The 22,964-nt window shown below is 63.1% G+C and carries 18 protein-coding genes and 3 tRNA genes; 8 read left to right on the forward strand and 13 right to left on the reverse strand.

The genetic code is table 11. The features are described from left to right. Window positions 1-129: 129 nt before the first annotated feature. A complete protein-coding gene (gene pgi / locus U5A67_RS26800) occupies window positions 130-1,749 on the forward strand; it encodes a glucose-6-phosphate isomerase (RefSeq protein WP_321816531.1) in 1,620 nt (539 codons plus the stop codon). A 90-nt stretch (window positions 1,750-1,839) separates the two neighbouring features. Here pgi and U5A67_RS26805 read toward each other — a convergent pair whose 3' ends face one another. After that, a complete protein-coding gene (locus U5A67_RS26805) occupies window positions 1,840-2,580 on the reverse strand; it encodes an ABC transporter ATP-binding protein (RefSeq protein WP_321816532.1) in 741 nt (246 codons plus the stop codon). A 6-nt stretch (window positions 2,581-2,586) separates the two neighbouring features. On the opposite strand from U5A67_RS26805, the gene U5A67_RS26810 reads away from it, so the two are divergent. Together U5A67_RS26810 and U5A67_RS26815 are read left to right on the forward strand one after the other, a co-directional pair. After that, window positions 2,587-3,303 carry an arylesterase gene (locus tag U5A67_RS26810; RefSeq protein WP_321816533.1) on the forward strand — a complete coding sequence of 239 codons (717 nt, stop codon included), beginning with the start codon at window positions 2,587-2,589 and terminating at the stop codon, window positions 3,301-3,303. Window positions 3,304-3,487: 184 nt separating this feature from the next. After that, the gene (locus U5A67_RS26815) at window positions 3,488-3,835 is read left to right on the forward strand and encodes a hypothetical protein (RefSeq protein ID WP_205981581.1); all 348 of its coding nucleotides are present in this window, start codon (window positions 3,488-3,490) and stop codon (window positions 3,833-3,835) included. 101 nt (window positions 3,836-3,936) lie between these two features. On the opposite strand, the gene U5A67_RS26820 is transcribed toward U5A67_RS26815, so the two are convergent. The 8 genes from U5A67_RS26820 to tig all read right to left on the reverse strand — a co-directional run bounded on the left by U5A67_RS26820 (window position 3,937) and on the right by tig (window position 13,223). After that, the gene (locus tag U5A67_RS26820) at window positions 3,937-5,880 is read right to left on the reverse strand and encodes a SurA N-terminal domain-containing protein (RefSeq protein ID WP_321816534.1); all 1,944 of its coding nucleotides are present in this window, start codon (window positions 5,878-5,880) and stop codon (window positions 3,937-3,939) included. A 112-nt stretch (window positions 5,881-5,992) separates the two neighbouring features. Then, window positions 5,993-6,069: transfer RNA gene (locus U5A67_RS26825), tRNA-Asp, on the reverse strand. Window positions 6,070-6,149: 80 nt separating this feature from the next. Beyond that, window positions 6,150-6,225: transfer RNA gene (locus tag U5A67_RS26830), tRNA-Val, on the reverse strand. 44 nt (window positions 6,226-6,269) lie between these two features. Beyond that, window positions 6,270-6,542: an HU family DNA-binding protein gene (locus U5A67_RS26835; RefSeq protein ID WP_205981891.1), complete on the reverse strand. Its 273-nt coding sequence runs from the start codon at window positions 6,540-6,542 to the stop codon at window positions 6,270-6,272. Window positions 6,543-6,913: 371 nt separating this feature from the next. Beyond that, entirely contained in the window at window positions 6,914-9,340 is a 2,427-nt protein-coding gene (lon, locus tag U5A67_RS26840) for an endopeptidase La (protein ID WP_205981579.1), read from the reverse strand. A 191-nt stretch (window positions 9,341-9,531) separates the two neighbouring features. Then, entirely contained in the window at window positions 9,532-10,803 is a 1,272-nt protein-coding gene (gene clpX, locus U5A67_RS26845; protein ID WP_205981578.1) for an ATP-dependent Clp protease ATP-binding subunit ClpX, read from the reverse strand. Between the two features lie 231 nt (window positions 10,804-11,034). After that, window positions 11,035-11,688, reverse strand: coding sequence for an ATP-dependent Clp endopeptidase proteolytic subunit ClpP (gene clpP, locus U5A67_RS26850; protein WP_027814661.1), 654 nt, complete (start codon window positions 11,686-11,688; stop codon window positions 11,035-11,037). Between the two features lie 188 nt (window positions 11,689-11,876). After that, window positions 11,877-13,223: a trigger factor gene (tig, locus tag U5A67_RS26855; protein WP_321816535.1), complete on the reverse strand. Its 1,347-nt coding sequence runs from the start codon at window positions 13,221-13,223 to the stop codon at window positions 11,877-11,879. Between the two features lie 617 nt (window positions 13,224-13,840). Between tig and U5A67_RS26860 the strand changes: the two genes are divergently transcribed. Continuing rightward, the gene (locus tag U5A67_RS26860) at window positions 13,841-14,998 is read left to right on the forward strand and encodes a glycerate kinase (RefSeq protein WP_321816536.1); all 1,158 of its coding nucleotides are present in this window, start codon (window positions 13,841-13,843) and stop codon (window positions 14,996-14,998) included. 258 nt (window positions 14,999-15,256) lie between these two features. Beyond that, window positions 15,257-15,703 carry a MarR family winged helix-turn-helix transcriptional regulator gene (locus U5A67_RS26865; protein ID WP_321816537.1) on the forward strand — a complete coding sequence of 149 codons (447 nt, stop codon included), beginning with the start codon at window positions 15,257-15,259 and terminating at the stop codon, window positions 15,701-15,703. A gap of 125 nt (window positions 15,704-15,828) precedes the next feature. Here the strand turns inward: U5A67_RS26865 and U5A67_RS26870 are convergent. Further along, window positions 15,829-15,915: transfer RNA gene (locus U5A67_RS26870), tRNA-Leu, on the reverse strand. Window positions 15,916-16,143: 228 nt separating this feature from the next. Here U5A67_RS26870 and U5A67_RS26875 point away from each other — a divergent pair. Continuing rightward, a complete protein-coding gene (locus tag U5A67_RS26875) occupies window positions 16,144-16,986 on the forward strand; it encodes a squalene/phytoene synthase family protein (RefSeq protein ID WP_321816561.1) in 843 nt (280 codons plus the stop codon). A 39-nt stretch (window positions 16,987-17,025) separates the two neighbouring features. Here the strand turns inward: U5A67_RS26875 and U5A67_RS26880 are convergent, their stop codons facing one another. The 3 genes from U5A67_RS26880 to U5A67_RS26890 form a co-directional block, all read right to left on the reverse strand. Then, complete coding sequence (locus U5A67_RS26880) at window positions 17,026-18,249, reverse strand: DUF1501 domain-containing protein (RefSeq protein WP_321816538.1); 1,224 nt, start codon at window positions 18,247-18,249, stop codon at window positions 17,026-17,028. 84 nt (window positions 18,250-18,333) lie between these two features. Next, window positions 18,334-19,917, reverse strand: coding sequence for a DUF1800 domain-containing protein (locus U5A67_RS26885; RefSeq protein WP_321816539.1), 1,584 nt, complete (start codon window positions 19,915-19,917; stop codon window positions 18,334-18,336). 277 nt (window positions 19,918-20,194) lie between these two features. Beyond that, window positions 20,195-20,497 carry a hypothetical protein gene (locus tag U5A67_RS26890; RefSeq protein ID WP_205981523.1) on the reverse strand — a complete coding sequence of 101 codons (303 nt, stop codon included), beginning with the start codon at window positions 20,495-20,497 and terminating at the stop codon, window positions 20,195-20,197. A 250-nt stretch (window positions 20,498-20,747) separates the two neighbouring features. On the opposite strand from U5A67_RS26890, the gene ompR reads away from it, so the two are divergent. Together ompR and U5A67_RS26900 are read left to right on the forward strand one after the other, a co-directional pair. Then, the gene (gene ompR, locus U5A67_RS26895) at window positions 20,748-21,482 is read left to right on the forward strand and encodes a two-component system response regulator OmpR (protein WP_027814652.1); all 735 of its coding nucleotides are present in this window, start codon (window positions 20,748-20,750) and stop codon (window positions 21,480-21,482) included. A gap of 70 nt (window positions 21,483-21,552) precedes the next feature. Continuing rightward, on the forward strand, window positions 21,553-22,902 hold the full coding sequence (locus U5A67_RS26900) for an ATP-binding protein (RefSeq protein ID WP_205981522.1): 1,350 nt from the start codon (window positions 21,553-21,555) through the stop codon (window positions 22,900-22,902). Window positions 22,903-22,964: the final 62 nt, after the last annotated feature.

The raw sequence follows: 22,964 nt of genomic DNA on the forward strand, positions 1-22,964 counted from the left end.
GCCCGCTATACTGATCTTTCGCGCGCCGCCCACCGGTGGTGCGCTTCCCCGCAGCGCGTGACGCGCGCGTCGGCCTGACCGGCTGACGCCGTCCGCCGCCTTCCATTCGTTTTCCCTCGCTAGACGAACATGACGAATCTGCTCCCTGCCTGGTCCGCGCTACAGACGCATTACGAACAGATCCGCGATGAAAAAATGCGCGACTGGTTCGCACCCGCCAACGATCCCGCGCCGACCCGCGCCGAACGCTATACGTATGCGGGCGGCGGTCTTGCAGCCGATTTTTCGAAGAACCGCATCAACGACGCCACGCTGAAGCTGCTGGTACAGCTCGCGCGCGAAGCCGGCGTCGAAAAGCGCCGCGACGCGATGTTCGCCGGCGAAGTCGTCAACCCGACCGAAGGCCGCGCCGCGCTGCACACCGCACTGCGCGCGACCGAAGCGAACGCACCGTTCCACGCCCAGATCCTCGCCGAAAAAGCGAAGATGGCGAAGTTCGCCGATGCCGTGCGCGATGGCGCATGGACCGGCTATACCGGCAAGCGCATCCGCCACGTGGTGAATATCGGCATCGGCGGCTCGGATCTCGGCCCGAAGATGGTCGTGCACGCGCTCCAGCATCTGGAAACGCCCGAGATCGAATCGCACTTCGTCTCGAACGTCGACGGCGCCGATCTCTGGCGCGTGATCGAAAACATCGATCCCGAAGAAACGCTGGCTATCATCGTCTCGAAGACCTTCACGACGCTCGAAACCATGACGAACGCGCGCTCGATGCGCGACTGGTTCGTCAAGCACGGCTGCCCAGAAGATGCGCTCGCGAAGCACTTCGTCGGCGTTTCGGCGAATCCCGCCGAAGTCGTCAAGTTCGGCATCGCCGAGGAAAACGTCTTCGAGATGTGGGACTGGGTGGGCGGACGTTATTCGCTGTGGTCGGCCGTGGGGCTGTCGATCATGATCGCGATCGGGCCGCAGCAGTTCGACGAACTGCTCGCGGGCGCGCACGACATGGACGAGCACTTCCGCACCGCGACGCTCGAAAAGAATCTGCCGGTGCTGCTCGGCATGATCGGCATCTGGTATCGCAACTTCTTCGGCTCGCAGAGCTATCTGGTCGCTCCGTACTCCGAAGCATTGCATTACCTGCCGTCGTATCTGCAGCAGCTCGAAATGGAGAGCAACGGCAAGCAGGCGCGTCTGGACGGCAAGTTCGTCGATTACGCGACTTCGGCCATCACCTGGGGCGAGCCGGGTACGAACGGCCAGCACGCGTTCTTCCAGATGCTGCACCAGGGCACGACGATCGTGCCGATCGACTTTATCGCGGTGCTCACGCCCGAGCATCCGCTCGCCGATCACCATCCCAAGCTGCTCGCCAACTGCTTCGCGCAGAGCGAGGCCATGATGCTCGGCCGCACGGAAGAAGAGGCGAAGAAGATCGCCGGGCCGGACAAGCCCGAACTCGTGCCGCACATCATGTTCCCCGGCAACCGTCCGACCACGACGCTGCTCGTCGACGCGCTCACGGCGCGCTCGCTGGGCGCGCTGATCGCGCTCTACGAGCATAAGGTGCTGGTGCAGGCTTCGGTGTGGGACATCAACCCGTTCGACCAGTGGGGCGTGGAACTGGGCAAGATCCTCGGCAAGGTCGTGGAAGCCGATCTCACGGCCGCGAGCGGCGATGTGAAAGCGCACGATTCGTCCACGAGCGCGCTGATCGCGCGTGCACGTGCGGCACTCAAACGTTGAACTGAAGTTTCGCTGATGTAGAAAAGGCGTGCGCGGTGCGAACCGGGCACGCCTTGTTTTTTGGCGATCTCGTTTGCGGCGGTGCTGAGGCTAGCGACCCGCTTCGATATGATCGCGCGCGTCTTCGGGGCCGTCGGCGTGCAGCGTGTTCGGCACACGCCGGCCCGCTTCGATCGTCACCACGGTGTCGCAGCGGCGCGCGAGATCGATGTCGTGCGTGACCAGCACGAGCGTCGCGCCATTGGCGCGGTTGAGTTCGAACATCAGGTCGATGACGGCGTGCCCCGTGGCGGCGTCGAGGCTGCCGGTGGGTTCATCGGCGAACAGAACGGACGGATGCGTCACGAAGGCGCGTGCGAGCGCCACGCGCTGCTGCTCGCCGCCCGAGAGCAGCTTGGGATAGTGGCTCGTGCGCTGCCCCAGACCCACGCGCTCGAGCAACGCGCGCGCACGCGTGAAAGCCTCGCGCGTGCTCAAACCGCCCTGCAGTTCGAGCGGCAGCGCAACGTTCTCCAATGCGGTAAGGTGCGGCATCAGCTGGAACGACTGGAACACGAAACCGACCGCGCCGTTACGTAACGCAGCGCGCCGATCTTCGGCCATACCGGTAAGCTCGTGTCCAAGCAGACGAACCGAGCCCGCGCTCGCGCTGTCCAAACCGGCCAGCAGGCCAAGCAAGGTGGACTTGCCCGAACCCGAAGCACCGACGATCGCCACGCTGCTGCCCGCGTGCACGCTCATGTCGATACCGTCGAGGATCGTCAGTTCGCCGGTCGCGTCCGTGACGCGCTTGCTCAAACCCCGTACTTCGATGACTGGATCGCTATTCATTCGCACATGATGACATCAGGATTAGCCGTCAGGAAACACGTCTCTGGGCGCCTCGCGCCGCTCGCCGCGCTGGCGCTGCTTGCGGCGATTGCCCTGCCCTGCGCCGCGCCGCATGCGGCTTATGCTGCCACCGCAACGGATACGCAACCGGCTGCGGCCAAACCCGTGATCGCGGTGCTAGGCGACAGTCTGTCCGCCGAATACGGCCTGCCGCGCGATACGGGCTGGGTGGCCCTGCTGCGCCAGCGCCTGACTAGCGAGCGAATCGATTATAGCGTCGCCAATGCCAGCATCAGCGGCGACACGACCAGTGGCGGCCTCGCCCGCCTGCCGCTCGTGATGCAGCGCATGAAGCCGTCGGTCGTGATCGTCGAACTGGGCGCGAACGACGCCTTGCGTGGCGTACCGCTTGCCACTACCGGGAGCAATCTGCGCGCCATCATCGCCCAGATCCGCCAGGGACACGCGCAACCGGTGCTGATCGGCATGTACGTGCCGCCCAACTACGGCCCCGACTACACCCAGAAGTTTCACGACCTCTACGGCCAGCTGTCGAAAGAACTGCACGTGCCGCTGGTGCCGTTCCTGCTCGCCGGTCTCGCCGATAAACCCGATCTCTTCCAGGCCGACCAGATGCATCCCACCCAGCAGGCACAGCCTTTGCTCCTCGACAACGTGTGGCCGACGCTCAAGCCGCTGCTTGGCAGCAGCGCGCAGCGCTAGCAGACACGCAGGACGCAGTTGCACGCGGCTGGGCGTAGTCTGGGATGCGATGCGCCGGGATGTCAGGCGCGCTGTCGATCCGGTTTGATCCGGTGCCGGGCGTCGCGCATCAGGTCACATTTTTTTGCGCCGGACGAGAAACCTTCGTCCAATCTCAGATTGACCCTGACTGGAGGGATAAAACGTGAAATATTTACCTCTTATTGTCGTAACGGCAGCCCTTGCTGCCTGCGCCAATCAGCCGATGCCTAGCGGCGCCCAATCAGTCGGCACCAGCCAGCAACCGCCGACGGCCGTTGCCCAGTGCATCGCCAAGAAGTGGGCCGACAAGTCGCAGCAGCAAGTCGTCTCGCAAAGCGTGATGGCGAACGATCAGGCCGTGGACGTCTATGTGCCGGGCCAACAGCCGCCTAACGGCGCAGCCGCAACGGTGCGCCCGGCGTGGAACGCCAATGCCAAGACCTGGGTGGGCTTCCGTTCGGGCGGCGGCGCGGGTGCCGATGCCACGAGCGATATCAGCGCCTGCCTCTGAGCTTGAGTTCTCGCGCGCCGCACTTTTTTGCAGCGCGCAAAAGCAAAACGCCCCGCAGATTGCGGGGCGTTTTCATTTGAAGCTCGAAGCGGTGGCGGTGCTTACTGGCCGTCGCCGTCGCTTTGCTGGTTCGACGCGCCAAGCGTGCCGTAGAACTTGACCTTCGAGCGCTCGCGCAGCGCATCGAGATACGCCTGCGTCTGCGACTGGCCACCGACGCCGGCAAGCTGCTGCTGCGCTGCCGCGAGACGCTGACCATCGGCCGCCGGGCCGTTCGTCACGCTGTTCACGCGATAGATCGCGTAACCGTCATTGCCGAGATCGACGCCCACGTAAGCGGGCAGCTTCTGCGCATCGGCCTTGAACACAGCGGACAGCGCGCTGGGCGGCAGACCTTGTGCGTCGTTGCGCGACACCTTGAGCGCCGACGAGAAACCATCGGTCGACTTCGACTTCTGCAGTTCGGCCAGCTTTGCTTCGCCGTCCTTGCGCGCCATCTCGCCAGCCTGCTGCGCGACCACCTTCTGGCGCACGGCATCCTTGACCGCGGCGAACGCCGGCACGGCTGCAGCCTGGAAGTTCGTCACGTGCGCCGAGATCAGCGTGTTGTTGCTCACCTCGATCGCCTGCGTGTTGTTGTGCTGGTTCACCGAATCGGTCGCGAACACGGCGGCAAGGAACTTCGCGTTGTTCAGCGGGCTATCCTGCGGCAGCGTGGCGTTGGGCTTCGGCGTGACCGTGGCGGTCTGGATCGTCAGCTTGTACTTGTCGGCGGCCGGCTGCAGGCTCTTGGCCTGTTCGTAGACCGTCGAGGTAAAGCCATCGGCTGCATCCGCGAGCAGTTTGGCTGCCTGCTGCGTCTTCACGTCGTTGAGGATCTGGCCCTTCACGTCGTCGAAAGGCTTCGTCACGGACGGCTTGATGTCGGTGACCTTGACGATGTGATAGCCGAAGTCCGACTGGATCACGTCGCTGATTTCGTCCTTCTTCAGCTTGAAGACGGCGTCGTCGAAGGCCTGACCGCCTGCGATCATGCCCGGACCGAAGTAGCCCAGATCGCCGCCTTTCGCAGCCGAACCCGGGTCCTGCGAATCCTTCTGCGCGAGCTGCGCGAACTGGTCCGGGTGCGCCTTCACTTCGGCGAGGATCTGCTCGGCCTTCTGCTTCGCGGCAGCGCGATCAGCTGCGCTCGCATCCTTCGCAACTGTGATCAGGATGTGACTCGCGCGCACTTCTTCCTGCGACTTGTAGTGCGCGATGTTGTCGTCGTAATACTTCTTGAGATCGGCGTCGCTCGGGTTGACCGAAGCCGCAGCCGTCGCCGCCGACAGCACCAGATACTGAATCTGCGCCGTAGCGGGCGTGGCGAAGTCGTTCTTGTGCGCGTCGTAATAAGCCTGCAGTTGCGCGTCGGTCGGCTGGACCTTCGGCGCGTAGTCGCTGGCATGGAACGCGAGACCTTGCACTTCGCGCTGCTGCTCCGACAGACCCGTCAGTTGCTGCGCAAGCGCCTTCGACGTGAACGCGCTGTTCACCAGCGCCGCGGGCAGTTGCTGCATCGCGAGGCTGTAACGCACGCGCTCGTCGTACTGCTCGGGCGTCATGCCCTGCATGGCGAGCAACTGCTTGTATTTGTCGAGATCGATCGAACCGTCGGGGTTCTTCAGCGACGAGATGATCGGATCGGCCAGCAGCGTGCGGCGCACCGCTTCGTCCGAAGCCGTCAGGTGCAGACGCTGCACTTCATCGGCGAGAACGCGTTGCTGGATCAGACCGTCGAGGATGTCCTTGCGATGTTGCGGCGTGTCGAACATGCTGGCATCGAACTGCGCGCCCATGATCTGGCGCGCCTGATCCATCTGCTGACGCGCAGCGTTGTCGTACTCGACACGGGTGATCTTGTGACCGTTGACGCTGGCGACGTTCGCGCTTTCGTCAAAGAAGCCGCGGAAACCTTGAATACCGACGAAGCCGAGACCTGGCAGAATCACCAGCATCAGCATCAGCATCATCAGTCGTTTGTGATTGCGGAAAAAGTCGAGCATGCGTGACCAAGCGTTGAAGGGCGCCAAAAAACAGAACGCCCGATCTTACATCAGCAGACAACAAAAAAGGCGAACCGGAGTTCGCCTTCTTGCTGTACTGCTGGAGTATTCCTGGCGGAGCGGACGGGACTCGAACCCGCGACCCCCGGCGTGACAGGCCGGTATTCTAACCAACTGAACTACCGCTCCGTGCGGTTTGTTGCGCCATCTGCCACCGCTGCGTAGTGCACTGACTGCGTGTGCATCGCGCGGCTGGCAAACTGAAACTGTGGTGGGTGCTGAGAGGCTCGAACTCCCGACCTACGCCTTGTAAGGGCGCCGCTCTACCAACTGAGCTAAGCACCCAGCTTCAGATTTTTCGCTGCCGTGTTTCTCAAGCAGCGAGCCCGCTAGTTTAGCGCATCTTTTAGCGCTTTGCCAGGCCTGAATTTAGGAATTTTTGCAGCCTTGATTTTGATGGCGTCGCCGGTGCGCGGATTGCGTCCCGTGCGCGCCGCGCGCTTGCCCACCGCAAAGGTGCCGAAACCCACCAGCGTGACCGAGCCGCCCTTCTTCAGCGTGACTTTGACGCCGTTGATCACGGCGTCGAGCGCGCGGCCCGCCGCCGCTTTCGAAATATCGGCCTGCTGTGCAATGTGATCGATCAAATCCGTTTTATTCATTCCGGTCCCCGAGGATGGTGTGGTCATTCGTGGCGGCGCACTGCGTAGCCGCGCGCCTTAAGGAACATCGTTTATTGATCTTGCCGGTCCTGCGGCCACGGCCTGAAGCCTAAGCCCGCTCATTTAACGAAGCCGATTAATACGTGTCAAGCCGGGTTCAGCCTGATGCTACGGGGCTTTGGAAGAAGTCTTCGAATCGATACGACACGTTTGCAGCCTTTGCAGCCTTTGCAGCCATAAGGCCGTAACGTCAACGAATCTCACGCGCAGGTCTGGAAACCCGCTGAAAAGCAAAAAGCCCGCGGACATGCCGCGGGCTTTGGGGTACTGCAAGCCGGCACGAACCGCGCGAGGCGCGGCCCGTCATCGACTTAGTGTTTCACGACTTCCGGCGTGCCGGGTTCTTTCGATTCGACCACGGGCGCCTTCGCGTCCTCGGCCTTCACCTCTTCTTCCGGCAGCGGTTGCGGTGCACGTTCGAGCGCCAGTTCGAGCACCTTGTCGATCCAGCGGACCGGCACGATTTCGATGGCGTTCTTCACGTTGTCCGGAATCTCGGTCAGATCCTTGACGTTCTCTTCAGGAATCAGCACGAGCTTGATGCCGCCGCGATGCGCTGCAAGCAGCTTTTCCTTCAGCCCGCCGATCGGCAGCACTTCGCCGCGCAGCGTGATTTCACCCGTCATCGCGACGTCGGCGCGCACCGGAATACCCGTGAGCACCGACACCAGCGCCGTGGTCATCGCACCACCTGCGGACGGACCGTCCTTCGGCGTCGCGCCTTCCGGCACGTGAATGTGGATGTCCTGCTTCTCGAACGCTTCGTCCTTGATACCAAGGCGACGCGAACGCGAACGCACCACCGAGCGAGCCGCTTCGACCGATTCCTTCATGACGTCGCCGAGCGAACCCGTGCGGATCACATTGCCCTTGCCAGGCATGACCGCCGCTTCGATCGTCAGCAGATCGCCGCCGACTTCCGTCCACGCGAGGCCCGTGACCTGACCAACCTGATTTTCCTTCGCAGCCAGACCGAAGTCGTACTTGCGCACGCCAAGGAACGTGTCGAGGTTGGCGCTGTCCACCGTGACGGCCTTGTCGGCCTTCTTCAGCAGCAGCATCTTCACGACCTTGCGGCAGATCTTCGACACTTCGCGCTCGAGCGAACGCACGCCCGCTTCACGCGTGTAGTAGCGAATGATGTCGCGGATCGCGCCTTCGGCCACTTCGATCTCGGTCGGCTTCAGCCCGTTGTTCTTCTTCTGCTTCGGCAGGAGATAACGCTGGGCGATGCTGACCTTCTCGTCTTCCGTGTAACCCGAGAGGCGGATGACTTCCATCCGGTCGAGCAGCGGCGGCGGAATGTTCAGCGAGTTCGACGTGGCGACGAACATCACATCGGAGAGGTCGAAATCGACTTCGATGTAGTGGTCGGCGAACGTGTGGTTCTGTTCCGGGTCGAGCACTTCGAGCAGCGCCGACGACGGATCGCCGCGGAAATCCATACCCATCTTGTCGACTTCGTCGAGCAGGAAGAGCGGATTGCGCACGCCGACCTTGGTCAGGCTCTGCAGGATCTTGCCCGGCATCGAACCGATGTACGTACGACGGTGGCCGCGAATTTCGGCTTCGTCACGCACACCACCCAGCGCCATACGCACGAACTTGCGGTTCGTTGCGCGCGCAATCGACTGCCCAAGCGAGGTCTTGCCGACGCCCGGAGGCCCAACGAGGCACAGGATAGGCGCCTTGACCTTGTCCACGCGTTGCTGGACCGCGAGATACTCGAGAATGCGTTCCTTCACTTTCTCGAGACCGTAGTGGTCTTCGTCGAGCACGGATTCGGCGTTCGAGAGGTCGTTGTTGACCTTGCTCTTCTTGCGCCACGGCAGGCCGATCAGCGTGTCGATGTAGTTGCGCACGACGGTGGCTTCAGCCGACATCGGCGACATCAGCTTGAGCTTCTTGAGCTCGGCGTCAGCCTTCTTCTTCGCTTCCTTCGGCATGCGCGCGGCGGTGATGCGCTTCTCGAGTTCTTCGAGATCGGCACCCTCTTCGCCTTCGCCCAGTTCCTTCTGGATCGCCTTGACCTGTTCGTTCAGGTAGTACTCGCGCTGGCTCTTCTCCATCTGGCGCTTGACGCGGCCACGGATGCGCTTTTCGACCTGCAGGATGTCGATTTCGGCTTCGAGCTGGGCAAGCAGATGCTCCAGACGCTCCACGACCGGGAACATCTCGAGGATATGCTGCTTCTGGTCGAGCTTGAGCGGCAGGTGTGCGGCGATGGTGTCAGCAAGACGACCGGCTTCGTCGATACCCGACAGCGAGGTCAGGATCTCCGGCGGGATCTTCTTGTTAAGCTTCACGTACTGGTCGAACTGCGAGACGATCGCACGGCGCAGCGCTTCGGTTTCAGCGCTATCGGCGTGGTCCGGCTCGAGCGGCATGACTTCGCACGAGAACTGCGTTTCCTGCTCTTCGATCGAGAGCGTTTTCGCACGCTGCAAACCTTCCACGAGCACCTTCACGGTGCCGTCGGGCAGCTTGAGCATTTGCAGGATGTTGGCGATACATCCCACTTCGTACATGTCTTTTTCGGTCGGCTCATCCTTTGCGGCAGTCTTCTGCGCGACGAGCATGATGTGCTTGCCGCCTTCCATTGCCGCTTCGAGGGCCTTGATCGATTTCGGCCGGCCCACGAAAAGGGGAATCACCATATGCGGGAAGACTACGACATCGCGCAGCGGCAGCAGCGGGAGCGTGGTGCGTTCCGGCGGGAGGAGTTGGGTTCCTGACATTTCATTTCCCCATGAGTGGAATCAATTGTTCGGTAAGTGAGGCCTGAAAAACCGATTACAAGCCTCGCGCGTGTGGGAAAAGTTCAGTGACTCCAAAAAAGGTGCGCCATCGACCACAAGATAAACGAAAAAGCCGTTCATCTCAGTGTATGAACGGCTTTTTCCCGGAACTCTTTAGCCGATCACCCGCATCAGTTCGACCCAGCGACTTTAGGCGCGTCTTCGTAAATCAGAAGCGGCTTGCCGTCGCCATCAATCACGTTGTCGTCGATGATGACCTTGCTCACGCCCTTCATGGTCGGCAGCTCGTACATGACGTCGAGCAATGCCTGTTCCAGGATCGAACGCAGGCCACGGGCCCCGGTCTTGCGGCGGATCGCCTTGCGGGCGACAGCCTGCAGCGCGGCCGGGCGGATTTCCAGTTCCACGCGCTCCATGTTGAAGAGCTTGTGATACTGCTTGACGAGCGCATTCTTCGGCTCGACCAGAATCTTCATGAGCGCGGCTTCGTCGAGCTTGCCGAGCGTGGCGACCACCGGCAGACGGCCGATCAATTCGGGAATCAGACCGAACTTGATCAGATCTTCCGGTTCCGTCTCGCGCAGCACTTCGCCCGTGTCGCGTTCCTGCTTGCTCTTCACGCTCGCGCCAAAACCGATACCGGTTTTTTCCGTGCGATCCGTGATGACCTTTTCCAGACCGTCGAACGCGCCGCCGCAGATGAACAGGATGTTGGTCGTATCGACCTGAATGAAATCCTGGTTCGGATGCTTGCGGCCGCCCTGCGGAGGCACCGACGCCATCGTGCCTTCGACAAGCTTGAGCAGCGCCTGCTGCACGCCTTCACCCGACACGTCGCGCGTAATCGACGGGTTGTCCGACTTGCGGCTGATCTTGTCGATTTCGTCGATGTAGACGATGCCGCGCTGGGCCTTGTCGACTTCGTAATTGCAGTTCTGCAGCAGCTTCTGGATGATGTTCTCGACATCCTCACCCACATAACCGGCTTCGGTCAGCGTAGTGGCGTCCGCGATCACGAACGGCACGTTCAGAAGGCGCGCGAGCGTCTGCGCGAGCAGCGTCTTGCCCGAACCCGTAGGCCCGATCAGCAGGATGTTGCTCTTCGAGAGTTCGACTTCGTCCTTCTTGTCGAGATGCTTCAGACGCTTGTAGTGGTTGTACACCGCCACTGCGAGAATCTTCTTCGCGCGTTCCTGGCCGATCACGTACTGGTCGAGGATGTCGCGGATCTCCTGCGGGCTCGGCAGGTCCGAGCGCGACAGCGCCGCGTCGATACCCGCACCGGCGGCTTCGTCGCGAATGATCTCGTTGCACAGGTCGATACATTCATCGCAGATGAACACCGACGGGCCAGCGATCAATTTCTTGACCTCATGCTGGCTTTTGCCGCAAAACGAGCAATACAACAGCTTCTCGCTGTTAGAACCTTTTTTGTCCGCCATGGATAGATGAGCCTCCGGACACTCTGTTACAGATAATACGCCGTTTCCCCTGGCCCGGCCGGGGGTGCGTTAACCGCTTGCTGTGACGGCGTTGGGGCCGCAGGCCGCGAAGCGCGTTTGCTGATTATTTCACATGGTCCGCACGCGCGTGCCTATCCCTTTTTTCACGGGGTTAAGTCACGCTGCATACGCGTTTCCGGCGCTTTTTCGACGCCGGAAACGCGTGCCGGATCAGGGACGCTTGTGGAGCACCTGATCGACGAGGCCGTACGCCTGCGCGTCGTCGCCGGACATGAAGTTGTCGCGGTCGGTGTCGCGCGCAATGCGCTCGACCGGCTGACCGGTATGGTGCGAGAGCAACTGGTTCAGACGTTCCTTCAGGTACAGGATTTCACGCGCCTGGATTTCGATATCCGACGCCTGGCCACGCGCGCCGCCCAGCGGCTGGTGAATCATCACGCGCGAATTCGGCAGCGCGAAACGCTTGCCCTTCTCGCCCGCTGCCAGCAGGAACGCGCCCATCGAGGCCGCGAGGCCCATGCAAAGGGTCGAAACGTTCGGCTTGATGAACTGCATCGTGTCGTAAATCGCCATACCGGCCGAGACCGAGCCGCCCGGGCTGTTGATGTACAGGCTGATGTCCTTGTCCGGGTTCTCGCTTTCGAGGAACAGGAGCTGGGCGACAACGAGGTTCGCGGTCTGGTCGTTCACTTCGCCGACCAGGAACACCACGCGCTCTTTCAGCAGGCGCGAATAGATGTCATACGAACGCTCGCCGCGGCCGCTCGTCTCGACGACGATCGGCACGAGGCCGAGCGCCTGCGGTTCGAGGTCGCGCGAGGCGTGGGAGGTCAACGTGTCCAGCGATTGAGCGCGAATGGTCATGCGGTGCATCCTTGTCTGGAAGAGTTGTTCTGGTTACGCAGGTCAAACACAGTAAGCCTGAAATACCGGAATGGCGACGGACCCTGCAGAAATCAACCCTAACGCGTGTGTGGCCAAATTCTGCGGATACAAAAACGGCGTGCTGGCCGTCGGTCGCTCCGACAGCCGGCACGCCGTAGCGGGCAGATTTAAGCCTGCGCCGTTGCGCTTGCCAGTTCTTCGAAGCTCACTTGCTTGTCCGTCACCTTGGCCTTGCCGATCACGAAGTCAACGACGTTCGATTCGACGACGTACGCTTCCATTTCGGCCAGACGCTGCTGGTTCGAATAATACCAGCGCACGACTTCCTTCGGGTCTTCGTAGCTTTTCGCGAATTCGTCGACTTCAGCGCGGATCTGTTCCGGCTTCGCTTCGAGGTTGTTCGCCTTCACCAGTTCGGCCAGCACGAGGCCCAGCTTGACGCGGCGCTCGGCTTGTTCCTTGAACATTTCAGCCGGGATCGGTGCGTCCTTGGCGTTGGGCACGCCGCGCTGTTCCAGATCGGCACGCGCCATTTCGACGAGGCGCTGCTGGTCCTGTTCGATCAGTGCGTTCGGCACGTCGAGTTCGGCGATCTTCAGCAGGGCGTCCATCACCTGGTTCTTGACGATAGCCTGGGTGCGACGCTTGGCTTCGCGCTCGAGGTTGTCCTTGATTTCGGCGCGCATCTTCACGAGGTCGCCGTCGGCGATGCCGAGCGACTTGGCGAATTCACCGTCGATTTCCGGCAGATGCGCCCACTCGATCAGTTGCATCGTGATCGTGAACTTCGCGGTCTTACCTGCGACGTCCTTGCCGTGGTAGTCCTCGGGGAATGCCAGGTCGAATTCGCGCGACTCGCCCTGCTTCAGGCCAAGCGCTGCCTTTTCGAATTCCGGCAGCATGCGGCCTTCGCCCAGCACGAATGCGAAGCCTTCAGCCGTGCCGCCCGGGAATGCGACGTCGTCGATCTTGCCGACGAAGTCGACCGTCACGCGGTCGCCTTCCTTGGCTGCCGTGTCTGCGCCGCCGTCACCGTGCTCGCCGGCTTCGCCGCGTGCATGGTAGTGGACGCGCTGCTTGCGCAGGATGTCCAGCGTGCGGTCGATTTCCGCTTCGCTGATGGTCGTGGTCGTGCGCTCGATTTCGGCGCTGGCGACGTCGCCCAGCTTCACTTCCGGGTAGACCTCGAAGGTCGCGTCGAAAGCGTAATCGCCTTCAGCAGCTTTGGCCTTCGGCGCGAAGCTCGGCTGGCCTGCAACGCGCAGGTTTTCCGTGCGGCTGATATCGAAGAATTCCTTGCCAACCTTGTCGCTCAGGACTTCGGCTTCCACCTGGCCCGAGTACTGTTGCGTGACCATCTTGAGCGGCACCTTGCCCGGGCGGAAACCCGGCATGCGCACGTTCTTCGCGAGTTGGCGGATGCGCGAATCGACTTCTTTCTGCACGGCGTCCTTCGGCAGGGAAATCGTCACGCGGCGTTCGAGCTTGCCGAGGTTTTCAACAACGTTAGCCATGGCTTCAATCGTCCTAAAATTGTTCGAGCGTATCAGTAATCTTTGCTGCCGCAGTCCGATGGGAAAATCCGCATCGCTTGCGTCTCGCTTGTGCCTCGTCGGCGTCGCTTGCCGGTCGATCCTGACCAACAAGCGCTCTCTAACCGGATAAAGCGCTTTTCGCAGCATTCGGCGGCAATCGTCCGCCCTGCCCGCGCGGCACGCCGAGGCGTTTAAGCGGGCTTTCGCGGACGCTGCCCGCTGGGCGGCGCCCTTTTCCGGGAGCCGCGAGACCCGGCCCGTTCCGAATCGGCCCGACAGGCCAAAAAGGACGGTTTGCGGTGCGGTTCCGTCAAAAGAGCCGAGTATTTTAGCAAACTATTGCCCGACCCAAATGGAATTGCCGTTCGGACGCGGAAAAGGCCTATGAACCGGCCCGTTTTCGGTCTAAAACGGGCCGGTTTGGCCTGCGTTTGTACCGTGCCGCGCCCCTGGCGGAACGCCATAACCCGGCTGTCCGCGATGCGCGCTATCGCGCTTCGGGTATCCAGCGCGCCCCTCGCGGCTGGTAAGCTAACGCTCGCGCCGGACGCCCCGCCGGCCGCAGCCGCCATCACTACTCTTCCAGTCGAGACACCATGCCTAACCAGACGTTTGCTGACGCACCCGTCGTCGTCATCGCTCCCGATTCATTCAAAGGCTCGCTCAGCGCGGATGGGGTCGCCGCCGCGATCGCCGATGGCATCCGCCGCGCCCGTCCCGATGCCGAAATTCGCATCTGCCCGATGGCCGATGGCGGCGAAGGCACGCTCGACGCCATGCTGAGCGTCGGCGGCGAGCGCCGCACGCTCAATGTCGAAGGCGCCGCCGGCGCGCACCGCGATGCGCTCGTCGGCCTGCTGCACGACGGCAGCGCGATCGTCGAAACGGCCGAGATCGTCGGCATTACCGATACGGTCGGCATGGGCGTGCCGGTCGCAGCGCGCAGCACGCGCGGCATGGGCGCGGCCGTGCGCGCGCTGCTGGACGAAGGCGTGCGCCGTTTTTATGTCGCGCTTGGCGGCAGCAGCACCAACGATGGCGGCGCCGGACTGCTGGTCGGCCTCGGCCTGCAACTGTTCGATGCGACGGGAAGCGCGCTCGAACCCACGCCGCAAGCGCTGGCTCGCGTGGCGCGCGTCGATGTCTCCGGCCTCGACCCGCGGCTGGCCGAAGCCACCTTCATCGCCATGTCGGATGTGGACAATCCGCTCACGGGCGATCATGGCGCCACCGCTGTGTTCGGTCCGCAAAAAGGCGTGAAAGCCGAAGAAGTCGCGACGATCGACGCCGCGCTCGGCCATTTCGCCGATCTGCTCGAAGCCGCGCTGAATCGCCAGGCGCGCCATGAAGCAGGCGCGGGCGCGGCGGGCGGGCTGGGCTTTGCGCTGCGCATGCTGGGCGCGAGCTTCGAACCGGGCGCCGAAGTCGTTGCGCGCACCATCGGTCTCGACACTGCGCTCGCGGGCGCGCACTGGCTCATCACCGGCGAAGGTCGTTCGGACGTGCAGACGCTGCACGGCAAGGCGCCCTTTATCGCCTGCCGCCACGCGCAGGCCGCGGGTGTACCGGCTACGCTGCTTTCGGGCGCAGTCGATTCCAGCGCGCTGCCGCGTCTTGGCGAGCACTTCAGCGGTTGCTTCTCGCCCGCGCCGGGCCCGATCACGCTCGAAACCGCGATCCGCGACGCCGCCACGCTGCTCGCGAACGAAGCCGAACAGCTCACGCGCCTGCGATACGGCTCGCGCGCAGCGTAAGTTCATCGCAAGCCCGCCACACTCGCAACCCGCGCCACCTTCGCGCCGCACACGAATTCGCTCGAATCGTCAGACTTTTTCGTGTGCGCGCGCAACCAGTTTTGCAGTAAGCGATTAATAGATTCGCATGCTCCGGCTTGCGCGCGCCAGCACGCACGTTGAGGGTTCTTGCGCGTTGACCCGCGCGCTGGTTGCGGCAACAATCACGGTGAGCGCGACACGATCGCGCATACCTCACGCGACCAGACCAGGACGACCATGAAGGAAAGCAAAGCCGGACTCGAACAATTTCTGACCTATCGGCTCCATGTCCTGAACAAGCTCTCCGAACGCGGTGCCAGCGAGCGCTATCAGGACAAGCTCGGCATCACGCTGCCGGAAGCTCGCCTGATCGCTGCTGTCGGCGCATTCGGCCCGTTTTCGGTGATGGAGCTTGCGCGTCACGCGAATCTCGACAAGAGCCAGGCCAGCCGCGCAGCCGAAGCGCTGATGCGCCGCGGACTCATGCAGCGCGACGCGAGCGAGGAAGACGGACGCCTCGTGCTCGTCTCGCTGACGGCCGACGGACGCGCCCTCTACCGCAAGGTCATGCCGATCGCACGCAAGTGGAACGTCGATCTGTTCGCAATCCTTGACGACAAGGAGCGCGAGCTGCTCAACCGTGCACTGGAAAAGGTCATCGCGGCGGCACAGGAAGAACTCTGAGGCAGCGCAGTCGATAACTGAAACTGATGGGCAGACGCATCGCGCCGGATGCCCGCAGCTTGCTGCCGACGCAAAAACAAAAAGGCCACGTACCGTCAAGTACGTGGCCTTTGTCTTTACTAGCCTGGTGCGTGAGGCCGGACTCGAACCGGCACACCCTTGCGGGCGTCAGGACCTAAACCTGGTGCGTCTACCAATTTCGCCACTCACGCGAATCTTTCTGACCGGCAACTGCGCTGCGAACCGGTGAAACGAGTCGCGTGCAATACAGCCCGATACAGCTTCCTGCGCCCCGCTTGTGCACCCCGATGGGGCGCCGTCAAAGCGCAAGCGCGAGATTCTAACCGATTGCTCCACGCTTGTCTGCATCTCGAAAGCGCCGGAACCCGAAAGCCGCGCCGATGCTAGAATCGCCGCGCTTCCCCACGCCCCAGAACCCCGTGAATTTCGACGAATACTGCCTGCAAAAGGCGGCCCCGCCAGGATCGAGCACTTACTACGCGCTGCGCCAGGCGAGCGCCGCGCAGCAACCGCTGCTCGCCGCCCTCTTCGCGCTGCGCCGCGAACTCGAGGAAACCGCCAAGGAAACCAGCGACCCGACCGTCGGGCGCACCAAGCTTGCCTGGTGGCAGAAGGAACTGGCCGCGCTCGCGGCAGGCAACCCTTCGCATCCGGTCACCAAGGCGATCGCGCACCACACCGGCGACACGGCGAAGCTCTATGCGCTGCTGCAACAGTTGCTGGCCGGCTTCGAGATGGATTTCGAGCAGGCCCGCTATCTCGATCTGCCGAATCTGCGCCGCTATATGGACGGCGTGGGCGGCACGTTCGCGACGCTGGTGGCGCAGGTTGCGGCGGGCAGCGATGCAGAACGCGCGGCGATCGCGCAATGGGCCACGCCGCTGGGCAATGCGCTGATGCTCGCGCAATTCGTGCCGGAGATCGGCAACGATGCGCGCCACGGCCGCATCTATATTCCGATCGACGAACTGCAGCGCTACAACGTCACCGCCGCCGATCTGATCAACCGCCGCTACAGCGCGGAATTCACCGAACTCATGCAGTTCCAGACTGCGCGCGCGCGCGAAGCGGTGAACGCCGCGCTGGCCGCGATGCCCGCGAGCGAGCGCCGCCGTCAGCGGCCGTTGCGTGCGCTCGCGGCACTCGAACTGGCCTTGCTCGACGAAGTGGAACGCGAGCAGTTTCAGGTGCTGCATCAGCAGATCGTCCTCACGCCGATCCGCAAGCTCTGGATCGCGTGGCGCGCTGCGCGACGCGGCTAGACACGCGCCAGCCGCACACGAAACGCGCACACGAAACGCTTAGACGCGCAGCAACGGCAAGGGCTCGAAACGCTGTTGCAGGACGGCTTGCGCGTCCAGCCCCCACCAGTCTCCCAGCACCGTCGCGTAGATCTGCCGGAAATCGACGGCGACCGGCAAATTGCCGTTGCCGTCGAGGCGCGCAAGCTGGGGCGCCGCGCCGTACAGACCGCCCGCCACACGCCCGCCCGCCACAAAATGCGCCGACGCCGTGCCGTGATCGGTGCCGCGGCTCTGGTTCTCGCGCACGCGCCGCCCGAACTCCGCATACGTGACGATCATCGTGCGATCCCAACGCCCCATTTCGACGAGCGTCGAGCGCATCGCCGCCATGCCCGCCGCGAACTGACGCAGCAGATCCGCGTGCCGTTCAGGCTGATTCTGATGCGTGTCGAAGCCGTTGAGCGTGAGGCGGATCGCCGCCACGCCCTGGCCGTTCACGGGCTCGCCCTGCGGCGTGTCGCCGGACGCCAGCGCCTGCATCGCCGTCTTCACCGATGTGCCGAACGCGCCGTTCGGAAACGCGGTCTTCAGCGCCAGTTGCCCCGGACGCGGACGCAGTTGATCGGCGGCATGCACGATGTCGTTCTCGACATCGAGAATGTGCGCGAGCGCCGGGTTACGCTCCTTGAGCGAAACCGGCGTCACGAGTCGCGACGCGCGCGCGAACTGCGCCGGATTGACGAGCGCAATGGCACGCGCGCCGTTCGCGAGCGGCCCCATTTCGGCGCTGCCGAGCACGAGTCCATCGGCGGCAAAACCGCTGGGCACAGGCGCCGAGGCAAACGCGCGCGTGAGCCAGCCTTCGCGCAAATACTGGTCGGAACGCGAAGCCGTGTCCCAGATCTCGATGGAGCGGAAATGGGAGAGATTCGGCTGCGCGTAAGACACGCCCTGCACGATCGCGAGTTCGTGTGCACGCCACATCGGCATCAGTGGGGCGAGCGCGGGATGCAGTGCGCTATGTTCGTCGAGTTGAATCACATCGCCGCGACGCACGCCGATGGTCGGCCGCAGATTTGCATAGAGCGGGTCGGCGTAAGGCACGACGGTGTTGAGCCCATCGTTGCCGCCCTTGAGCTCGACGAGAATCAGCAGATTCCCGTAACCACTCGCACGCGGCTGCACCGACGGCGCAATGCCTTGCGCCCAGGCGGTTTCGGGTAACCATGTCGCACCCGCTGCCGTCATCGCGGCGGCGGCCAGAAAATCGCGTCGCTTCATGCCATGCCTCGCTCAATCGATGCGGCGCGCGCCGCCCGTGTCGTGAATAGTGTGATCATCGCATGCACGCTTATTTGAGCTGGCTTATTTGAGCTGATACACGGGGTCCATCAGGAGTGCCTGGAGATACGCCTGGGCGCTACTGCCTGCTGCAATCGCATCGACAGGCGCAAGCGGCAATACCGCATGCTGCATCTGCAACTGCGCCGAGAGCGACGGCCTGGCATCGGCGGTCAAACCGAAATGGCCGAGCCAGCCATCCAGATCGAAACGCATGCCGCCTTGCATCGGCCGCGCGGGCGTCTTCGTTGCGCCGCTTGCCGGCAACGTTGCAGAAGCCTTCGACATCGCAGCATGCGCAGCCGGACGCCCCGCTTCGGTCGCGCGAAACAGTTGCTCGACAAACTGCTTGCGCGCAAGCAGCGTCGAACTGTTGATCCACGCAGCGCCGCCGGGCCAGCCTTTCACATTCGGCGGATAAAACAGGTTCTCGCCGAGCGATGCCGAAGTGCGCACGAAAGGCATCGTGTTGACATACGCGACGTCGAAGCGGCGCACGGTGCCCGCGATGAATTCAACCGGCGAACTCACCAGCACGCCGCGATTGCGTTCGTCCCAGAACGCGGGCGTCACCAGCAGCGCAGCCAGCGCCGCCTTGATGTCGTAGCCGCTCGTGCGAAAACGCGTCGCCACGGTATCGAGTTGCGCGGGATCGGGCGTGTCGGCAACGAATTCGCGCCATAGTTTCGCCGATACGAAACGCGCGGTCTGTGGCTCGCCCAGCAGAATGTCGAGCACCGCATCGCCGTCGAAGGAACCGGTGTGGCCGAGCACGGTCTTCACACCATCGTCGTGCTGCGGCGCGCGCCAGTCGAAACGCCCGGTATCCGGGTCCACGCCCCAGCCCGTGTAGGCGCGCGCCGCTTCGGAAACGTCCTGCTGCGAGTACTGCCCTTCGCCGAGTGTAAAAAGCTCCATCACCTCGCGGGCGAAGTTTTCGTTGGGCTTGCCCTTGCGATTGCTGGCGCCATCGAGATAGAGCAGCATCGCCGGATCTTTCGCCACGTCATGCAGCATCGCCGAAAAACTGCCGAGCGCGTGACGCCTCAGGAGCGCATTTTGCTGCGCCATCATCTGCGGCTCGGGAACCTTGTCCTGTCCCGATGTGAAATGGTTGTGCCAGAAGAGCGTCATGCGCTCGGTGAGCGGCGATGGCGTCGTGAGGATTTCGCGCATCCACCAGGCGCGCAGGTCGTCGTAATGCTGGCCGCGCGTGCGTTGCTCGTCGCGGCGCTGGTCGGGTGTCAGCGCTTTGCGTTGCTCGCGGGTCAGGAGCGCGTCGCCGGTCCAGCCCGGCAGTGGCGTGAGCGCTTCGGTGCGAGTTGTCGATAACACCTGCGCGACCGCTTGCGCGCGCGTGAGCCCGACGTATGGCGCGATCTCGTTAGGCGCCGGAGCAAAGCCAGTGCGCAGGAGCAGATGCGTGGCGTCGTCGGCGTCCAGCAGATCGGCATCGGATGCTGTTTCGACGGCCGCGGCGCGGCGGTGCGAGCGGTGAGGCTTCGGCGCGTCTTCTGCCGAGGCACTTCGCGACAACGTGCCAAGCGTGGAAGCGAGCGCGACCAGGCCTGCAGTCTTTTCCGGCAACGCTTCTGGCAAAAACCGCATGAACCGTTTCATGGCACACATGGGATCGAAAGGAGCGCACGAGCCGATCGCGCATCCATGATGGATGGAGGTATCGACTTAACGGGCCGCACAGCGCACTTGTTGACCGCGCAATTGAAACGGAATTTTTCTCTGCCGCCAGGCGTTATAGCTGGTTAAAGCGCGCAAGCGCAGCAGGACGGTGCGGCGGGAAGGAAAATAAAGGTAAGGCGGGGAAATGAAACGCAAGAAGCGCGAGTGCATCGAACGACACACCGGGGAGCGACGTAGTGTTGGCTCAGCGCTTGTAGAGCTCGCGCACGGCGTCTTCGATGTGCTGGCGCAGAAGGCGGCGTTCGTCGGGCGTCATATGACCGTCACGACGACGTTCGTCGAGATCGGGGGGAACGACGGTACGCTGGTTGAGGTCAGAAGCAGGACGTGGCGGCTGATCGTTGCGCACGCGCCGGATCGGCGGCCTGCCCGCGTAGCGGCTGCCCGCATGAGGGCCGTCGGCGAAGGTCTGGGCATGGACAGGCGCCGCTTCCAATGCCACCACGACGCCGCTGGCCAGCGCCAGTGCGATCACGGTATGGCGCATTGTCGGGCCGACCCCTCCCATCGTTTTTTTCCCTTCTTGACGCGGCAAACGGCTACCTCGAATACATGTGGACCCGGCTCTGACACGGGCACTGGTTCGAAAATCGAATGAAGTATCCACCGAATGGCCGCTAAACGTAAAGAAGTCTATCCGTCAGTGCTTGATGCCGTGGCACAGGGCGGGTAAATTTTGTAACTGACTGTAACCCGATAAAGTGTGCGATCTCGCACCGTAACTCAATCGCGCTAAGATGCCAGGCATGGAAACCAAGAACCCGTCCAAAATCCTCGTTGTCGACGACGACCCGCGACTGCGCGACCTGCTGCGCCGCTACCTCGGCGAGCAGGGCTTCAACGTCTACGTCGCAGAAAATGCACCCGCCATGAACAAGCTGTGGGTGCGCGAACGTTTCGACCTGCTGGTGCTCGATCTGATGCTGCCAGGCGAAGACGGTCTGTCGATCTGCCGCCGCCTGCGCGGTAGCAACGACCGCACGCCCATCATCATGCTCACCGCCAAAGGCGAAGATGTGGATCGCATCGTGGGCCTCGAAATGGGCGCCGACGACTACCTTCCGAAGCCCTTCAATCCGCGCGAGCTGGTCGCGCGTATTCATGCCGTGCTGCGCCGCCAGGCGCCGTCCGAGCTGCCGGGCGCACCGTCGGAAACCACCGAGGTGTTCGAGTTCGGCGAATTCGCGCTGAATCTCGCCACCCGCACGCTCACCAAGGCCGGTCAGGAAATCCCGCTCACCACGGGCGAATTTTCGGTGCTCAAGGTGTTCGCGCGTCATCCGCGTCAGCCGCTTTCGCGTGAAAAGCTCATGGAGCTTGCACGCGGGCGCGAATACGAAGTGTTCGATCGCAGCCTGGACGTGCAGATTTCGCGTCTGCGCAAGCTGATCGAGCCGGACCCGGGCAGCCCGCGTTTCATCCAGACAGTCTGGGGCCTCGGCTACGTGTTCATCCCCGACGGCGCCGCCTGATCCTGGATGGGCCTGATGGTGTCTCGAGGTGTCTGTAGTCCCGCACTGCCACTGTTGACGGGAAGGGTTCATGCGGATTGACCGGCGTTTGCTCACGCTCGCGTTCGGCGATCTGTTCTGGCGCACCTTCCTGCTGATCGCGCTGCTTATCGCGGTCAGCCTCGCGGCGTGGTTCCAGAGCTTTCGTGTGATCGAGCGGGAGCCGCGCGCGCAGCGCGTGGCGCTTCAGCTCGTCGCGGTCGTCAAGCTCACGCGCACGGCCCTGCTCTATTCCGATCCCGATCTGCGCCGCGCGCTGCTGCAGGATCTGGAGAGCAACGAAGGCGTGCGCGTCTACCCGCGCGAAACCACCGACAAGTACAAGCTCCAGCCCGACGAATCGCTCAATCGTCTGATTGAACACGACATTCGCGGGCGGCTTGGCGACGACACCGTCATCGCGCAGTCCGTGAACGACATTCCGGGCGTGTGGATCAGCTTCAAGATCGACGACGACGACTACTGGGTCGCGCTCGACCGCGACCAGCTCGATAACGTCACGGGCCTGCAGTGGGTCGGATGGGGCGTCTCCGCGCTCGCGCTCTCGCTGTTCGGCGCGGCCTTCATCACGAGTCTCGTGAACCGGCCGTTCGCGCGTCTGGCCATGTCCGCGCGCATGGTGGGTTCCGGGCAGTCGCCCGCGCAGCTGCCCGAAAGCGGCATGGGCGTGGCCGCCGAAACCAATCGCTCGTTCAACCAGATGGTGCGCGACCTCGATCAACTCGAGGCCGACCGCGCGCTGATGCTCGCGGGCATCTCGCACGATCTGCGCACGCCGCTCGCGCGGCTGCGGCTGGAAACCGAGATGAGTCCGTCCGATCAGGCGACCAAGGATGCGATGGTCGACGACATCGAGCAGATGGACATGATCATCGGCCGCTTCCTGGACTACGCGCGGCCGGTGCAGCGTATGCCCGAGCGCGTCGATCTTTCGGTGATCGCCAGCGAAATGGCCGCGCGTATGGCGACCGAAGACGGCGTGCGCCTGATCACGCGCCTCGCGCCCACGGCGGTCATCGAAGCCGATGACACCGACGTGCGACGCATCGTCGGCAATCTGCTCGAAAACGCGCGCAAATACGGTGCGAGCGAGTCGGACGGCATTCCTCACATCATGCTGGAAACGCGCGTCTCGCATTCGCGCGTGGAGCTTTCCGTCGTCGACGAAGGCCCCGGCATTCCCGAGGACCAGCTTGCGCTCGTCACGCGGCCGTTCTATCGCGTCGACAGCGCCCGTACGCAGGCCAACGGTACGGGTCTAGGCATGGCGATCGTGCAGCGTCTGGTGGGCCGTTATCGCGGCGCGCTGCGCCTGCGCAACCGGGCGCCTGGCCCGGGTCTGGAAGTGACCATCGAGTTTCCGCTCGCCAAGGGCGCCTGAGTCAGCTTTCCCCTCCTTGAAGGTGACCACGCCGCCGTGCAGGCTCGCGGCGTGCGTCGCCG

Origin of the sequence: Paraburkholderia sp. J69-1, from assembly GCF_905220255.1 — a bacterium.
Taxonomy (GTDB): Bacteria; Pseudomonadota; Gammaproteobacteria; order Burkholderiales; family Burkholderiaceae; genus Paraburkholderia.

Excerpts from the sequence above, each read along its gene's own strand:
- pgi (WP_321816531.1), top strand. The coding sequence starts at position 130 with ATGACGAATCTGCTCCCTGCCTGGTCCGCGCTACAGACGCATTACGAA.
- U5A67_RS26805 (WP_321816532.1), bottom strand. The coding sequence starts at position 2,580 with ATGAATAGCGATCCAGTCATCGAAGTACGGGGTTTGAGCAAGCGCGTC.
- U5A67_RS26810 (WP_321816533.1), top strand. The coding sequence starts at position 2,587 with ATGATGACATCAGGATTAGCCGTCAGGAAACACGTCTCTGGGCGCCTC.
- U5A67_RS26820 (WP_321816534.1), bottom strand. The coding sequence starts at position 5,880 with ATGCTCGACTTTTTCCGCAATCACAAACGACTGATGATGCTGATGCTG.
- U5A67_RS26835 (WP_205981891.1), bottom strand. The coding sequence starts at position 6,542 with ATGAATAAAACGGATTTGATCGATCACATTGCACAGCAGGCCGATATT.
- lon (WP_205981579.1), bottom strand. The coding sequence starts at position 9,340 with ATGTCAGGAACCCAACTCCTCCCGCCGGAACGCACCACGCTCCCGCTG.
- clpX (WP_205981578.1), bottom strand. The coding sequence starts at position 10,803 with ATGGCGGACAAAAAAGGTTCTAACAGCGAGAAGCTGTTGTATTGCTCG.
- clpP (WP_027814661.1), bottom strand. The coding sequence starts at position 11,688 with ATGACCATTCGCGCTCAATCGCTGGACACGTTGACCTCCCACGCCTCG.
- tig (WP_321816535.1), bottom strand. The coding sequence starts at position 13,223 with ATGGCTAACGTTGTTGAAAACCTCGGCAAGCTCGAACGCCGCGTGACG.
- U5A67_RS26860 (WP_321816536.1), top strand. The coding sequence starts at position 13,841 with ATGCCTAACCAGACGTTTGCTGACGCACCCGTCGTCGTCATCGCTCCC.
- U5A67_RS26865 (WP_321816537.1), top strand. The coding sequence starts at position 15,257 with ATGAAGGAAAGCAAAGCCGGACTCGAACAATTTCTGACCTATCGGCTC.
- U5A67_RS26880 (WP_321816538.1), bottom strand. The coding sequence starts at position 18,249 with ATGAAGCGACGCGATTTTCTGGCCGCCGCCGCGATGACGGCAGCGGGT.
- U5A67_RS26885 (WP_321816539.1), bottom strand. The coding sequence starts at position 19,917 with ATGCGGTTTTTGCCAGAAGCGTTGCCGGAAAAGACTGCAGGCCTGGTC.
- U5A67_RS26890 (WP_205981523.1), bottom strand. The coding sequence starts at position 20,497 with ATGCGCCATACCGTGATCGCACTGGCGCTGGCCAGCGGCGTCGTGGTG.
- ompR (WP_027814652.1), top strand. The coding sequence starts at position 20,748 with ATGCCAGGCATGGAAACCAAGAACCCGTCCAAAATCCTCGTTGTCGAC.
- U5A67_RS26900 (WP_205981522.1), top strand. The coding sequence starts at position 21,553 with ATGCGGATTGACCGGCGTTTGCTCACGCTCGCGTTCGGCGATCTGTTC.